The organism is Oribacterium sp. oral taxon 108 str. F0425 (assembly GCF_000214455.1).
In the GTDB taxonomy this organism is placed as follows: domain Bacteria; phylum Bacillota; class Clostridia; order Lachnospirales; family Lachnospiraceae; genus Oribacterium; species Oribacterium asaccharolyticum.
On sequence record NZ_AFIH01000001.1, the window covers coordinates 804,680 to 817,782 of the forward strand.

18 protein-coding genes are annotated in these 13,103 nt (G+C 38.7%); 11 read left to right on the forward strand and 7 right to left on the reverse strand.

All coding sequences use genetic code 11. The features are described from left to right. Positions 1 to 4: 4 nt before the first annotated feature. The 3 genes from HMPREF9124_RS03950 to HMPREF9124_RS03960 form a co-directional block, all read right to left on the reverse strand. A complete protein-coding gene (locus HMPREF9124_RS03950) occupies positions 5 to 736 on the reverse strand; it encodes a lantibiotic ABC transporter permease (protein WP_009428584.1) in 732 nt (243 codons plus the stop codon). Between the two features lie 252 nt (positions 737 to 988). Beyond that, positions 989 to 1,483 (reverse strand): ABC transporter permease, encoded by a 495-nt coding sequence (locus HMPREF9124_RS03955; protein WP_242821552.1) that lies wholly within the window; start codon positions 1,481 to 1,483, stop codon positions 989 to 991. After that, the gene (locus HMPREF9124_RS03960) at positions 1,476 to 2,180 is read right to left on the reverse strand and encodes a lantibiotic protection ABC transporter ATP-binding subunit (RefSeq protein WP_009429914.1); all 705 of its coding nucleotides are present in this window, start codon (positions 2,178 to 2,180) and stop codon (positions 1,476 to 1,478) included. The genes HMPREF9124_RS03955 and HMPREF9124_RS03960 overlap by 8 nt, the downstream gene beginning before the upstream one ends. A gap of 280 nt (positions 2,181 to 2,460) precedes the next feature. On the opposite strand from HMPREF9124_RS03960, the gene HMPREF9124_RS03965 reads away from it, so the two are divergent. From HMPREF9124_RS03965 to HMPREF9124_RS03980, 4 genes are all read left to right on the forward strand, one after another. After that, entirely contained in the window at positions 2,461 to 3,966 is a 1,506-nt protein-coding gene (locus HMPREF9124_RS03965) for an ATP-binding protein (protein WP_009428074.1), read from the forward strand. Between the two features lie 116 nt (positions 3,967 to 4,082). Next, on the forward strand, positions 4,083 to 4,337 hold the full coding sequence (locus HMPREF9124_RS03970; protein ID WP_009428210.1) for a type II toxin-antitoxin system Phd/YefM family antitoxin: 255 nt from the start codon (positions 4,083 to 4,085) through the stop codon (positions 4,335 to 4,337). Beyond that, on the forward strand, positions 4,337 to 4,633 hold the full coding sequence (locus HMPREF9124_RS03975) for a Txe/YoeB family addiction module toxin (protein ID WP_009428756.1): 297 nt from the start codon (positions 4,337 to 4,339) through the stop codon (positions 4,631 to 4,633). The genes HMPREF9124_RS03970 and HMPREF9124_RS03975 overlap by 1 nt, the downstream gene beginning before the upstream one ends. A gap of 86 nt (positions 4,634 to 4,719) precedes the next feature. Next, positions 4,720 to 5,100, forward strand: a complete 381-nt coding sequence (locus HMPREF9124_RS03980) for a C-GCAxxG-C-C family protein (RefSeq protein ID WP_009429643.1) — start codon at positions 4,720 to 4,722, stop codon at positions 5,098 to 5,100. A 13-nt stretch (positions 5,101 to 5,113) separates the two neighbouring features. Here the strand turns inward: HMPREF9124_RS03980 and HMPREF9124_RS03985 are convergent, their stop codons facing one another. Next, a complete protein-coding gene (locus HMPREF9124_RS03985; RefSeq protein WP_009429117.1) occupies positions 5,114 to 5,710 on the reverse strand; it encodes a DNA-3-methyladenine glycosylase I in 597 nt (198 codons plus the stop codon). A 144-nt stretch (positions 5,711 to 5,854) separates the two neighbouring features. Here HMPREF9124_RS03985 and relB point away from each other — a divergent pair, with 144 nt between their 5' ends. From relB to HMPREF9124_RS04005, 5 genes are all read left to right on the forward strand, one after another. Next, positions 5,855 to 6,076 carry a type II toxin-antitoxin system RelB family antitoxin gene (relB, locus tag HMPREF9124_RS03990; protein WP_009428573.1) on the forward strand — a complete coding sequence of 74 codons (222 nt, stop codon included), beginning with the start codon at positions 5,855 to 5,857 and terminating at the stop codon, positions 6,074 to 6,076. Beyond that, positions 6,073 to 6,342, forward strand: coding sequence for a type II toxin-antitoxin system RelE family toxin (locus HMPREF9124_RS03995; protein WP_009428056.1), 270 nt, complete (start codon positions 6,073 to 6,075; stop codon positions 6,340 to 6,342). The genes relB and HMPREF9124_RS03995 overlap by 4 nt, the downstream gene beginning before the upstream one ends. A 214-nt stretch (positions 6,343 to 6,556) precedes the next feature. Further along, on the forward strand, positions 6,557 to 7,465 hold the full coding sequence (locus tag HMPREF9124_RS04000; RefSeq protein WP_009428254.1) for a magnesium transporter CorA family protein: 909 nt from the start codon (positions 6,557 to 6,559) through the stop codon (positions 7,463 to 7,465). An 18-nt stretch (positions 7,466 to 7,483) separates the two neighbouring features. After that, positions 7,484 to 7,621, forward strand: coding sequence for a hypothetical protein (locus HMPREF9124_RS11955; protein ID WP_009428943.1), 138 nt, complete (start codon positions 7,484 to 7,486; stop codon positions 7,619 to 7,621). Between the two features lie 236 nt (positions 7,622 to 7,857). Further along, positions 7,858 to 8,469 (forward strand): superoxide dismutase, encoded by a 612-nt coding sequence (locus tag HMPREF9124_RS04005; RefSeq protein WP_009428102.1) that lies wholly within the window; start codon positions 7,858 to 7,860, stop codon positions 8,467 to 8,469. Positions 8,470 to 8,708: 239 nt separating this feature from the next. Here the strand turns inward: HMPREF9124_RS04005 and HMPREF9124_RS04010 are convergent, their stop codons facing one another. Genes HMPREF9124_RS04010 through HMPREF9124_RS04020 form a run of 3 tightly spaced genes read right to left on the reverse strand, consistent with a single transcriptional unit; the run spans position 8,709 to position 10,576 of the window. Continuing rightward, positions 8,709 to 9,134 (reverse strand): NINE protein, encoded by a 426-nt coding sequence (locus tag HMPREF9124_RS04010; protein ID WP_009427852.1) that lies wholly within the window; start codon positions 9,132 to 9,134, stop codon positions 8,709 to 8,711. 21 nt (positions 9,135 to 9,155) lie between these two features. Continuing rightward, positions 9,156 to 9,530: a hypothetical protein gene (locus HMPREF9124_RS04015; protein ID WP_009429547.1), complete on the reverse strand. Its 375-nt coding sequence runs from the start codon at positions 9,528 to 9,530 to the stop codon at positions 9,156 to 9,158. Beyond that, on the reverse strand, positions 9,530 to 10,576 hold the full coding sequence (locus HMPREF9124_RS04020) for an SPFH domain-containing protein (protein WP_009429600.1): 1,047 nt from the start codon (positions 10,574 to 10,576) through the stop codon (positions 9,530 to 9,532). The genes HMPREF9124_RS04015 and HMPREF9124_RS04020 overlap by 1 nt, the downstream gene beginning before the upstream one ends. A 551-nt stretch (positions 10,577 to 11,127) precedes the next feature. Here HMPREF9124_RS04020 and HMPREF9124_RS12550 point away from each other — a divergent pair. Both HMPREF9124_RS12550 and HMPREF9124_RS04030 read left to right on the forward strand, forming a co-directional pair. Continuing rightward, positions 11,128 to 11,667 carry a ComEA family DNA-binding protein gene (locus HMPREF9124_RS12550; protein WP_009429081.1) on the forward strand — a complete coding sequence of 180 codons (540 nt, stop codon included), beginning with the start codon at positions 11,128 to 11,130 and terminating at the stop codon, positions 11,665 to 11,667. 223 nt (positions 11,668 to 11,890) lie between these two features. Beyond that, a complete protein-coding gene (locus tag HMPREF9124_RS04030; RefSeq protein ID WP_009429256.1) occupies positions 11,891 to 13,093 on the forward strand; it encodes a D-alanyl-D-alanine carboxypeptidase family protein in 1,203 nt (400 codons plus the stop codon). The last annotated feature ends 10 nt before the right edge of the window (positions 13,094 to 13,103 follow it).

A 13,103-nucleotide genomic window follows, 5' to 3' on the forward strand; every position in this document is an offset into this window, starting at 1 on the left:
CCTTTTATTCCTCCATTTTACTGATTCCATCCCATTGATTATACCAAAATGAACATATACTCACACTTACAAATGAAATAAAAAAAGATAGAAAAAGATAAAAAATAATAGTGTTTAAATTGAAAGAATGACAGACATATCCATATAGAAGTCGTATTGGATAAACAAATGGGAAGTAATACCATATGCCACTTCCTAAATCTGTTGTGCCTAAAAGTACGGCAGCCAAAGTAAAAATAGTACCTGGCAAAATAGAACCGGTATAATCAAATTTTAAACTTAAAAATTGATAAAACGGTACCATACTAATCAATCCTACAGACCCGATCATCGTATAAACTTCTAAATCTGATATTAGAATCTTGATTCCATAAAAATATAAAAACAATAAAAAGGGTAATAGTGCTATCCCTTCAATAGTAAGTAGCAATATAAAGATAAATAAATATTTGGCAAAAAACAATTTTTTTCGACAAATGCCTATTCTTAAATCATTGGCATAGCTCCCGGCTTTTTTATCGTTTTCATATAACATGGGGATAAAAAAGCTGATAGAAAAGCCTGCTAAGATCGTATAAGCTCCAAAAAAGTAGGCAAGCTCTACTCCTTTTAAGCTTGTGGAACTTAGAAGATATACAATAAAAAGACCGGTAAATAGTAAAGGACACAAAATAATAACCATTCTGGACGGCGTTCTTTTGGTTCTTATCCAATAAGACTTTAAAATATTAAACATGACTTTTTCCTCTTTCCATTCCTATATTTAGAACTGTTATTAGGATATACACCATGACGCTTAACGCTAATCCGACAAACACGGCGTTCATAGATGTTAACGGCGATGATTTTTCTAAAAAAGTTCCATTGGGATGAACCTCAATAATCGGACATAGTATCCGCAAATTGTAAGCCCAAGGGAAAAATTTCCAATAGGATGTTACAGCAATCATTGCCGATGGAAAGGTAAATATGAAATTAATTAAAATCACTAAATACTTTTTGTTAAATAATTTATAAATAAAAAAGATAAAGCAATTATAGGCAAACTTCCAACAAATAAACAACAGGTGCCTAAGAACATGATTTTCAGACTAATTTCCTCTTGTAAGAAGAATCTTCCTACTAAATAAATTCCTATCGATGACAATATCAAAATTACAAATAATTCAAGAATAACCATTTCATTCTTGGCGATTAAAATCTTTTCCACACTTAGATTCAGTCTTCGTTGAAAAGCAAGATGCTCTTCTTTCTCTTTACTGACAATATTAACGACCAGTAGACTTAATACAATAGGTAAAATCAGAACAGGATACCAGTTAAATGCTGTAGCCATTAAATAACTTCTTCCTTCAGGGCTTTGTCCCATGAGATTAACCATAAAAAGATTAAATAGCAGAAAAATAACGGGGACTATATATTTTAGTGTTGAATTAGCAGCTCTCTTTTCTTTAATCCATTCTACTTTAAGCATCTTAATCATTATTCATCACATCTTTCCTAACAATTTCCATAAATAAATTTTCCAGCTTAGACGGATTGGTATTTTGTCCTTCATAGCGTAAAAGTCCCTTATTAATAATTCCAATTCTATCCGCAATCTGTCCCACTTCACTCAAAATATGACTTGACAAGATTATTGTAATCCCTTGACCTGAAAGCATTTTTATCAGTTCTCTTAATTCTTGTATTCCCAACGGATCTAGCCCATTTGTCGGTTCATCAAGAATAAGTAATGACGGACTGTTAATTAGTGCCATGGCAATGCCGAGTCTCTGCTGCATACCTAAAGAGAACTCTTTTGCTAACTTTTTGCCGGTATTCGTCAATGAAACCATCATAAGTACTTCATCAATTTTCTGCCTATCAATATTTAGTAAAGTGGTAATAACCTCTAAATTCTCATAAGCTGTTAAATTAGGATAAATAGCCGGATGCTCAATAATCGCTCCAATATTCTTTACATCATTTGTATTTAATGGATGATTTTCAAATATCACTTCACCTGAGCTTTTGGGAATTGATCTTGTAATTATTTTTAATAATGTGGATTTTCCGGCACCGTTAGGACCCAACAGACCATAAACTGTACCTTTTTCCACTTGAATTGAAACATGATTTAGCGCAATCCCATTTTTATATTTTTTTGTCAGTCCTTTTGTTTCTAATAGGATACTCATATGATTAACCTCCATCCTTTGATGATATCGTTATAAAAAATAAAAATAACCGGATTATAACAATGAGGGAAAGTCGATAGAGATTTTGGAGAAGAAATAATTGCCGGCGAGGCAGAGTATTTCTTGTAAAATAAAAACAGGGCGGAGGCATCCTGCTAAGTAAAAATGCAAGAACGTAATATGCAATAGTATGTTATTGCATATTACGTTCTTGCATCCTATAATGTTCCTGGAGAGTATCATGAGTATACGCGATATCTCTTTGCCAGGAGGTGGATTTATGCGCTTTATAGGAAGAGCATTCGAACTAAGAGAATTAGAAGAGGAATACGGGAAAGGCACTTTCGCTTTATCGGTTATTTACGGCAGAAGACGAGTAGGGAAAACTTACCTGATTAAAGAGTTTTTAAAAAGAAAAAGAGGCTATTATTTTGTGGCATTGGAATCCAATGCGCTGATTAACCTGAGTCTTTTGTCACAAGCTATCTATGAAGCTTGCGGGAATCTAAAGGGGCTTCCGGATTTTCAGGATTTTGAGGCAGCTCTTCGCTATTTGTTTGCCTACGGAGAAGAGCATAGAATCGTTTTTGTCATCGATGAGTATCCCTATTTAGCCCAAAGTGCGGAGCATATTTCCTCCCTGCTACAAAAACTGATTGATGAGTATAGGGAAAAGAGCAGGCTTTTCCTGATTTTGTGCGGCTCTTCCATGAGCTTCATGGAAAATCAGGTACTGGGTTACAAAAGTCCGCTTTACGGACGACGGACAAGCCAGTTAAAGGTTCAGCCCTTTGGCTATTTGGAAGCGGCAGAATTTGTCGCTTCCTATAGTTATAGAGATAAGGCAATAGTCTATGGCATTACCGGGGGGATTGCGGAATACCTAAGCTTCTTTGATGAAAATGTAGATTTAAAAAGCAATATTATTCGTAATTTCCTGAAATCCAGCGGAAGGTTATTCGAAGAGCCCGATAATCTCTTGAAGCAAGAGCTGAGACAACCCAAGCTTTACAATGATATTCTTTTTGTGATTTCGGCAGGGGCAAGCAAGTTAAATGAAATTGCAACGAAATTGAATATGCAAAGCGGGGGACTCAGTCATTATCTGAATTCCTTATTGGAGCTTGGAATCATTGAGAAGAAAACACCGGTTTTAGACCGTAAAAGTAAGCGCCCTATTTATCGGATCAAGGATACGATGTTTCGCTTTTGGTACTGTTTCGTACAGAAAAATATGAACTTGCTCAATATGGATTTGGGAGAGCTTGTATACGAGAAGCAGATTGAGCCGAAACTGAATGAATATATGGGGACTGTATTTGAGCAGATTGTTATAGAATATTTTGAACAAAGACTGGGAAAAGGAGAGTTGGACTTCCTATCGGAAGACTATGGAAACTGGTGGGGAACGGACAAAATCAGAAAGAAGGAATCTGAAATTGATTTACTTGCTTTTGATGGAAAGGACCGCTATTTATTTGCCGAGGTAAAGTGGAGAAATCAAAAAATAGATGCGGTGGTTTACCAAGAATTATTGGAAAAGGCAAAGCCATTTCCTGCGAAGAATAAAAGCTACTGGCTGGTCAGTCTTTCCGGATTTGAAGACTTTCCTGTTGAGAAAAATACGGAGCGAATCACGTTAGAGCAAATTTATGAGATAGGACGACAAAGTGTTGACCCCTTCTATTCAGAAAGCAATATGCGTTCGCTGAAAAAATCTATAAAGGAATTGCATGATGGTAAGGGCAAGGTACATGAACTTATAGAGGTAGATCATGAGAATTGATTTGTCTATCATAAAACGCATTTTGACGTACGTGATAAAGTACGGTATAATGAGGCGTAGAAAAACTTATGAAAAATGCAGTACGGAAAGAAGATAAGAATACAAGGAGATAAGCAATGACTTCAATTAGTATTACTAAGGTAAGAGCAAACCTGTATCAGACGGTTTCAGAGGTAAATGAATCTTCTCAGCCAATCACGATTACCAACAATAGAGGTAAAAATGCGGTCTTGATTGGAGAAGAGGATTGGAAGGCTATTCAGGAAACGTTGTACTTGAATAGTATTCCGGGGTTGAGCCAAAGTATTTTGGCGTCAAAGGAAGAAGATTTATCGGAATGTACAAGTTATGATCCTAATGAGGAGTGGTAATGTATTTGATAAAGTTCAGTAAAAATGCAGATAAGGACAAAAAACTCCTTAAGAGTGCAGGCTTGGAGAAAAAGGCAAAGCTTTTACTTGATATCATTGCAGAAGATCCATTTAAAAATCCCCCAGCTTACGAGAGTTTGCTGGGGAATTTAAGCGGATTTTATTCCAGAAGAATTAATATTCAGCATAGGTTAGTCTATACAGTATACGCAGAACAACTCATGGAAAATAATGTATCTTATGAAGGCATTGTACAGGTTGCCCGGATGTGGACGCATTATGAGGGAATCAGGTAGTCGAGTATTGCTTTGCATAAAAATCAATTAGCTTTAAAGGAAAAGAAATTTCCTATCAATAGTCGTTTAAATGAATAGGAGAAATCATGAAACAATCTTTAGAAGAAAAACAGTCACTAGCTATGGAAGGCTTAGCGTCTGGAAAGAATTGCGGACAGCTGGTGCTTCTTGCCTATCAAGAGGAATTAAATCTGCCCGAGGAGCTTCTGCTTTCTCTCTCTGCGGGGCTTATTGAAGGATTGGGAACTTTAGAGGGTACCTGCGGAGCCTTGATTGGGGCAAATCTGGTTTTAGCCATGAAAAATAAGGGAAATCCAATGGTGCAGGTGGAAGCTGCCCATCTTTTTCAGGACTTTGAGAAGCGCTGCGGAGCTAGCATCTGCAAAGACTTAAGAGGCATAGGCAAAGAAAAGCCTCTTTGCAGCTGCGAAGATTGCATCAAAGAGGCGATTGCTTTACTGTATTAGAAAGTTTCAGAAGTTAAGGAATCCTTTCTTCCACCTCCTGATAGGGATAAGCCTTACGGAGTGCCTGATAGCAGGGGCAGTTCTCTTCGTGGTCATTAATGACTCCGCAGGCTTGTAAAAAAGAATAGACAATGACGGGGCCGGTATACTGAAAGCCCCGTTTTTTTAAGTCCTTACTGATTGTCTCGGAAAGAGTGTTTTTAGCAGGCATTTCTCCTTTTTCATGTCCCCGGTAGCAAAGGCTCTTTCCACCGGAAAAGCTCCAAAGATAGCTGTCAAAACTTCCTTCTTCTTTTTGCAGGGCTAAAAATGCCTTGGCATTTTGAATCATGGCTCTGATTTTTCGCTCGGACTTAATCATATTTTCCGTATGCATGATTCTTGCAATATCTTCTTCCGTGAATGCCGCGACTTTTTCCGGGGAGAAACCGGCAAAAGAACTTCGAAAAGTTTCTCTTTTTCGAAGAATCAAGGCCCAGCTAAGCCCGGCCTGCATGGATTCCAAAAGCAAATATTCAAAGAGTTTTTGATCCTCATGGGTGGGAACGCCCCATTCTTTATCGTGGTAGGAAATCATTTCCGCACTGCTGTTTTTCCATTGACAAGCCATAGCACCCTCCTTTTTTAGTAGTATAGCAGAAACTGTTTAGAGTTGATAAGAAATAACGAGAGTAGTATAATGTACTACGTATAATACTTTCACATAGTTTAGCTGTACAATAAACTAAGCAGTTTTAGAAATAGAGGTGAAATCATGGCATTTTCAATTCGAATGAATGAGGAGGAAAAAGCACTCGCAGAAAGTTATGCAAAGCTTCATGCAATGTCGTTAGGAGAGGCATTTAAAAGGGCTTTATTTGAACGCATTGAAGAGGAATATGATATCAGTCTTGCCAATGAAGCCTATCAGGAATATAAGAATACCGGCTGTAAGTCCAGACCCATTGAGGAACTCTGGAAGGAATTGAATCTATGAGCTACCATGTAGAAACCACTGCTCGATTCGATAAAGAGTTCAAGAAACTGGACAAATACACACAACAGATGATCAAATCGTGGATTGTAAAAAATTTGCAAAATTGTGAAAATCCGAGAGCGCATGGAAAGGGGCTGACCGCTAACAAAAGTGGACAATGGCGGTATAGAATCGGAGATTATCGTTTACTCTGTCTTATACAAGATGAGGAGCTGGTTATCCTTGCATTGACTGCCGGGCACAGAAGAGATATCTACAGTACTTAGAGAGCGAATTATGCGTTTTTATGTTTTGAAAAGGCAAGTACGCCTACTTCGGAAACAAAATTAAGTATTGTTACCGTCTATGAAGATCTTGAAGGACATGCGGAAATTTTAAGTACAGAAGAAGTGGAATTTGGCGTATAATAAGGAGGTATCGCGCCTTTGCCCTATCAGCGGCAAAGCAAAAGGAAATTCAGGAAAATAGAAGTAGGGAAAAATGCAGGTAAGTAAGAAGCTTAGTAACATTGCCACATGGATTAATATTGATTCTCAAGAAATTACAGAGAAGTTTAAAATCTACGAAGAGTATGATATTGATCCGAAAATTATTGACTATGCTTTGGATGAAAATGAGCATGCTCACATGGATTATGATCGGGAGGACGGAACTGTAACCTTTATTTACAGCGTTCTGGAGTCAAAAAAAGACAAGGAATACTATGAAACGGTTCCGATGACTTTTATTGTACAGAAAAATCGTCTGCTGACCATCAGTAACGAGGATAATGACTATATTATTCAGAAAATGTGTTCCTATGTGGATACGAACGAAGAGCTTTCTATTTACACCCTGCTTTTTGCAGGTTTGGAAATGATTTCCAATGCCTATTACCCCGTAATTGAGCGACTGGATAAGCAAAAGGATGAGATAAATCATTTGCTTCGGAAGAAAACAACGAAGCGGAATCTTTATGCCCTTTCCGATTTGGAGGTGGGGATGATTTACCTACATTCTGCGGCTACACAAAATCGCTTGCTTTTGGAACATATACAGGCTCATGCCATATACCGTAGCTTTAACGAAGAGGAGATGGCACAGTTTGATGATGCCATGGTGGAAGCCAGACAGCTGGTTTCCATGACGGAGCTTCTCTCTACTGTGGCTCGCCAGCTTTTGGATTCCTACAACAATATTTTGAATAATGACTTGAATAACAACCTGAGCACCTTAACGATTTTTGAAATTTTACTGAGTGTGCTTGCGGTAATTACCGGCTTCTTCGGAATGAATGTACCACTTCCCCTTATGAATGATCGAAAGGCTTGGGTGTTGATTTGCGGGGTGAGTGCACTCATTTGGATAGCCCTAACTTGGATTATGCGCTGGATTATTAAACGAAGATAAAGGACGGGATTCAGAAGGATGGAAGACCAAAAGATAATCGCCCTGTATTTTCAAAGGGCGGAGACTGCGATTACGGAAAGCAAAAATAAATACAGCCGCTTACTCCTTTCCATTTCTTATGGCATTCTAAAAATCATGGCGGATGCGGTGGAGTAAGAGATTGAGAGAAGAGTATAAGTCTGTTTTAATCGCGAAACTCCGTTAAATCCACAATTTCCGTTGCTACCTCCTGTAAATATTTATTTGAATAGAATTTATAAATATAATATTAGCTTTATATAACTTTTAGACATTTCCCTTGGGGTTTTGCTATACTTGTAGCAGAGCATGAAATGCTTAGCGGGGTAAGCATTTTTGAATACGGATAGTCATTTTTTTAAGGAGGAAATAAGATGTTTGAACAAGTAAAATTGGATTATACTTTTGAGGCTTTGGAACCGCACATTGATACTTTGACAATGGAAACCCACTATGGGAAGCACCATGCCACCTATACTAAGAACTTTAACGATGCCGTAGAAAAGGCGGGCTTAAGCGGAAAATCGGTAGAAGAGATTTTGTCTTCTCTGTCTTCCGTTTCGGATGAAGCATTAAGAAATGCTTTACAGAATAATGGGGGCGGATATTATAACCATAATCTGTATTTCTCCACGATGAGTCCGAAGAAAAATACGAAACCGGATTCGGAACTGGAGGAGGCCATCAAAAGGGACTTCGGCTCACTCGAGAAGCTGCAAGAGCTTTTACAGACTTTGGCACTCGGACAGTTCGGTTCCGGTTGGGCTTTTTTAGCCGCTGATAAAGAGGGAAAGCTCTACGCCACGAAATCACCGAATCAGAACAACCCGCTGATGGAAGAGGGACATCACACACCAATCCTCGCGATTGATGTATGGGAGCATGCATATTATTTAAAGTATAAGAATTTGAGAGGAGAGTACTTGCAAAACTTCTTTGCCGTTTTGGACTGGGAGAAGGTAAGCGAAAATTACAGAAACAGATAATGCATCATATTACAGAAATAGAGCATTCTGCATTAAATAAAGAAAGTTTTAGAAAACTTAAAATTGCCCATTGTATGATTCATAAACCTATAAAAAAAGGGGGATTACATTCCCCCTTTTTTAGCGCCTAGATATCAATAGGTTTGAGTTCGTTGATTTTCTTTTCCCTCCAAAGTAAGAGAAGAAACAATAACGACATCATTAACCAATAGATGAATTTGAAAGTTTTCCACATAGTTTTATACGATTCTTACGTGATGCTTCAATTGGAAATTCTCATCACTGGAACACAAATAGATGAGTCCTTCGATGAAACCGATAATGGCAGGAATTCCGGTCCAGCAGAACAGAAGATACAAGATGCCCATGCCGATTTTTCCCAGATAGAACTTGTGTATCCCAAGACCGCCCAATAATAAAGCCAATATGCCGGCTACAACTTTGCTCTTTACAGGCCAAGCGGGATTGATAGCACTATAATATACCGGTTGTGGCGCAACCTGTTGAATCACTACTTGTGGCTGTACCTGTTGCTGATATTGTTGCGATTGTTGTTGAAATTGCTGTGCTGCCTGTTGTACAGCCAATTTTTCACCACAAAACTTGCATTCTGTAGCCTGTGGATCAAGTGGTGCTCCGCATTGTGGACATTTGTTTTCTGCCATTGTGATAATCCTCCTAAAATTTTATCTTCTTCCCATTATATACATAGGAATCGATATTATACAATAAATAAACAATAGAATTAAATGTACCAAGACAAAATAAGCATTTGGCATGGTTACAATAAAGGCTATATTGAGCCCGTCCAGAAGAACGGTATAAGCCACAGTTGTAATCAATAGAGGAATATAAAAACCTGTTTTAATCGGCTTTAGGATGATATTTCCAAGTATAAAATAGAGTAGCAGAATGAAGCCTATGAGCTCAAAAGCCAGAGCGGTTTCAAAATTTTTCAATGCATCAATATGAAGGATAGCAAAGAAAATATACAGAATAATTACAAAATAAAAGATTGTTGCAAAAGCGGACAATCCTATCGTCAAAGCTTTTTTCTGCATTATTCGACCTTCTTTCCGCACTCGGGACAGAACTTTGCCCCCGGTGCAAGCTTATTTCCGCATGAACAGATTATCTCACTGTTGTTGAATCCGCACTCAGGGCAGAATTTGGATTTTATAGGGATTTGCGCTCCGCAAGAAACACAAGTTTTGGTTTCTTCCCGACGTATGGGATTTCCTACGGTTTGTCCCATGGCGGCTCCCATATTCATGGCTGCTCCAAGACCTATACCCCCGGCTGCAAAAGCACCGGCCACACCGCTTTTATTGTTGGCGGCTCCCTCATAAACATCGAAAGAGCGCTTGGTTACATACCTACCTTCACCCATAATCTCAAAAGCGGCTTTGTCTTCCAAAATTTTATTAATCTTTTCGAAATCTTCATCAGGGAAATTAATGGATTGAACAAAGAAGTTTATTACCGTAAATCCATATTTTTCAAATTCCGGAGCAATCTGATTTTCTACCTTTAAGGAAATTTCCTCAAGTTTTGCGGAAATTTCGAGTGCGGATATCCCGTTATTAATGATGGTCTCGGCAATGGCTGACTTTGCTTTGATAACCAATAATCCTCTATAGTACTCCTTGATTTTATCAAACTTGACAATATCCGCCTGTTGCATTCCTCCGATTAGTTCTTTGAACAAACGAACGGCATCTAAAACACGTAAACCCATTTGTCCAAATGCGCGTATCCGGAGCTTTACATAGTATTTAGGGTCAATTAATTGAATAGGATCATTGGTTCCCCAGTGAATATCTAAACGTACGGTTGTATTGACAAAGTATATCTCTGCACTAAAGGGGGTTCTCCCTCCGAAAGGAAGATTGATTAATCCTTTTAAAAGGGGTAAGTTTTCAGTCGCAAGAGTGTAGGTACCGGGATAAAAAACATCCGCCACAAGACCGCTTTTTACAAAAACGGCAGCTTGTCCTTCCTGAACAATTAACTGAGTACCAAGCACCAAATCTTCTGATGGATATTTGTAAATCAGCCAATCCCTACTTTTTAAACCGTCAAAACGAACAAGATTGATGAATGCCATAGCGTAGTCTCCCCGTATAAAGCAAGAATGATGCTCCTAAAAAATAAAAGAAAAACCTGAAATCACAGAAAAAATAAAAAATAATATCAAGGTGAATTTAGCAAAAAGAGGCCTTAAAGTCAAGGAGACACTATGGTTTAGTCACTTTTTACCCAATTCCCTTTTGGCTAAATTCAGGGCCAAAAGCCAATCGTTCAGGAAGAAAGAGCTTTCTCTTCTTTTGATTATATGCTACTATTAATTCGATTATACAATACTTATTTCCACAACTCTTATAAAGTTCGTTTTTTCGCTCGTTTCGTTCAGATTCGTATTTTGTTATCAATTCAGTTTTTTATTTTTCATCTCGTTTTAACTTCCTTTTTTTCTGTTTTCAAAACTCCATTTTTCAATTTATCTCCAGCTTCATTCTTCAATTTATTTTCAGTTTCATTTTTTGATTTTTTAGTTTCATTTTTCTCTCTATTGCAAGTTCATATTGTATCTTTTTATAAAGAAAGTTTCAGTTTCATACCAATTAATGATTATCTTTTCTTTAGAAAGGAGCGCTTATGGTTCCGAAAGGCAAAAAATGGATAAGAAAGGGAAAGTTCTGTTTACTCCTTTTTCTTCTTTGCAGCTTGCTGTATCTTTTTCTTTCCGTAAAGGAGAGCGGTGAAAAAGTGCTTTATCAGGGGAGGGCAGGAGAGCAGAGTGAAGCTGCAGAAGCTACGGAAAAAGAGACAGACGTCATGGAAAAAGAGACAGACGCCATAGAAAAAGAGATAGACGCCATGGAAAAGAAGACAGAATCTGCGGCTGAGAACAGCTCGCATGCGATACAAGATTCAGAGGATGAAACCGAAAATGGCTCAGTAAAAGAGCAGGTGAAAGAACTTGTTTCCGAGAAGAAGAGCGGAAAAATCAATATCAATACCGCAACTTCCGAAGAACTGCAGAGCTTAAAGGGAATCGGGCCATCCACTGCGAGCAGTATCATTGCCTATCGGGAAGAATACGGCGGATTTTCCAGTATTGAAGAAATTATGAATGTGAAGCGGATAGGAGAGAAAACTTTTGCCAAGATAAAAGATCGGATTTCGGTGGACTGAATCACGGAGATAGCTGAATATTCTTTTACCATGTCTATTTACATAGAGTCAGTTCTCTAAAGAATTCGTTCTTTCTTCTCTTTGTCCTTAAATCTATAGAATATTGTAAGCTTTATCTCTTGTACTTTTCCGGATGGACGATTATCATTTTAAGATATGGCCGGAATACAAAGAGCAGAGCTATTGCTAATTTGCTTTAAGATAAGATGAAATTGAGGGAACAATGGATAAAGGAAATCAACAAGATATCGCACGCTTTGCGCACGATACTCGTTATGAATTAAACGAAAGCACTTTGCCGGAGAAGAGGACAGGGAAGTCCTTTTTGAAGAGGAAAAGGATAGGGAGGAGTGTCTCTATTCTTCTTAGCTTGTCCCTACTTCTTCCGTTTGCGTCTTTTTCCGAGGAACGGGTTTACGGAATAAGTGATTACGGTCCTGTTTCCGTAAATGGAAACGGAGTAGGCAGGGGCAATGACCCGACTTATCGTTATATAGAGGATATTTTGTATGAAAATGGAAAAACGGCTACCGGAGGAAATGCGTCTCCTGCAGCCAATAACGGAAATGGCAATACCTCGCCTTCTGCAACACAGACACCGGCACTTCTTCGTAATTTGGCGCAGCTTTCCAACACGAGTGCAACAAAAAACTTAAGCACGGAGATTGATGCGGCTTATGCTGTCGTATTTGATTTAGATAACGGAAGTATTCTGGGAGAAAAAAATGCTTCACAGGTGATGAATCCCGCTTCTATGACCAAGGTGATGACCTTGCTGCTTTGTGCGGAAAAGCTTTCGGATAAAAACAAGAAATTAACGATTACACAGGATATAGTCAGTTATATTCAGCAGAGAGGGGCAAGTAATTGCGGATTTGTAGTAGGAGAAGAGGTTCCGGTGAAGGATCTTCTTTACGGTGTGATTCTCCCCTCCGGTGCAGATGCCGTGCTGGCTCTTTGTAAGGAAGTAGCAGGCTCGGAAGCCGCTTTTGCGGAGCTTATGAATAAACGGGCGAAGGAAATGGGCTTATCCAATCAGTGCCATTTCCAAAATGCAACCGGCCTTTATCACAGCACACACCATATGACGGTAAAGGATATGGGACAGATTATGGCGGTTGCCATGCAAAACCCGACGGCGAGAGAAGTTCTTATGACGGAGAATTACCAGATTGCGCCTACGAATAAGCATCCACAGGGACTGAAGTTTACAAACCTTTTCTTACAAAGAATCAAGACCCTGGACAGCGGCGGAGCGAATGTCCAAATGGCCAAAACCGGTTATGTCAGCCAGTCCAAGTTCTGTGTTGTAAGTAGCGGAAAAGGAAAAAACGGGAAGAATTTGCTGGTGGTGACGGGAGGAAGTTCCGCTACCTGGCAGGCAGTACGAGACCAGGCGGCATTATACAAACTTTTTGGATTATAGGATTTAAAGC

Excerpts from the sequence above, each read along its gene's own strand:
- HMPREF9124_RS03970 (WP_009428210.1), top strand. The coding sequence starts at position 4,083 with ATGACTTCAATTAGTATTACTAAGGTAAGAGCAAACCTGTATCAGACG.
- HMPREF9124_RS03965 (WP_009428074.1), top strand. The coding sequence starts at position 2,461 with ATGCGCTTTATAGGAAGAGCATTCGAACTAAGAGAATTAGAAGAGGAA.
- HMPREF9124_RS03955 (WP_242821552.1), bottom strand. The coding sequence starts at position 1,483 with ATGATTAAGATGCTTAAAGTAGAATGGATTAAAGAAAAGAGAGCTGCT.
- relB (WP_009428573.1), top strand. The coding sequence starts at position 5,855 with ATGGCATTTTCAATTCGAATGAATGAGGAGGAAAAAGCACTCGCAGAA.
- HMPREF9124_RS04015 (WP_009429547.1), bottom strand. The coding sequence starts at position 9,530 with ATGCAGAAAAAAGCTTTGACGATAGGATTGTCCGCTTTTGCAACAATC.
- HMPREF9124_RS03960 (WP_009429914.1), bottom strand. The coding sequence starts at position 2,180 with ATGAGTATCCTATTAGAAACAAAAGGACTGACAAAAAAATATAAAAAT.
- HMPREF9124_RS04030 (WP_009429256.1), top strand. The coding sequence starts at position 11,891 with ATGGATAAAGGAAATCAACAAGATATCGCACGCTTTGCGCACGATACT.
- HMPREF9124_RS03985 (WP_009429117.1), bottom strand. The coding sequence starts at position 5,710 with ATGGCTTGTCAATGGAAAAACAGCAGTGCGGAAATGATTTCCTACCAC.
- HMPREF9124_RS04000 (WP_009428254.1), top strand. The coding sequence starts at position 6,557 with ATGCAGGTAAGTAAGAAGCTTAGTAACATTGCCACATGGATTAATATT.
- HMPREF9124_RS12550 (WP_009429081.1), top strand. The coding sequence starts at position 11,128 with ATGGTTCCGAAAGGCAAAAAATGGATAAGAAAGGGAAAGTTCTGTTTA.
- HMPREF9124_RS04010 (WP_009427852.1), bottom strand. The coding sequence starts at position 9,134 with ATGGCAGAAAACAAATGTCCACAATGCGGAGCACCACTTGATCCACAG.
- HMPREF9124_RS03975 (WP_009428756.1), top strand. The coding sequence starts at position 4,337 with ATGTATTTGATAAAGTTCAGTAAAAATGCAGATAAGGACAAAAAACTC.
- HMPREF9124_RS03995 (WP_009428056.1), top strand. The coding sequence starts at position 6,073 with ATGAGCTACCATGTAGAAACCACTGCTCGATTCGATAAAGAGTTCAAG.
- HMPREF9124_RS04020 (WP_009429600.1), bottom strand. The coding sequence starts at position 10,576 with ATGGCATTCATCAATCTTGTTCGTTTTGACGGTTTAAAAAGTAGGGAT.
- HMPREF9124_RS11955 (WP_009428943.1), top strand. The coding sequence starts at position 7,484 with ATGGAAGACCAAAAGATAATCGCCCTGTATTTTCAAAGGGCGGAGACT.
- HMPREF9124_RS03950 (WP_009428584.1), bottom strand. The coding sequence starts at position 736 with ATGTTTAATATTTTAAAGTCTTATTGGATAAGAACCAAAAGAACGCCG.
- HMPREF9124_RS04005 (WP_009428102.1), top strand. The coding sequence starts at position 7,858 with ATGTTTGAACAAGTAAAATTGGATTATACTTTTGAGGCTTTGGAACCG.
- HMPREF9124_RS03980 (WP_009429643.1), top strand. The coding sequence starts at position 4,720 with ATGAAACAATCTTTAGAAGAAAAACAGTCACTAGCTATGGAAGGCTTA.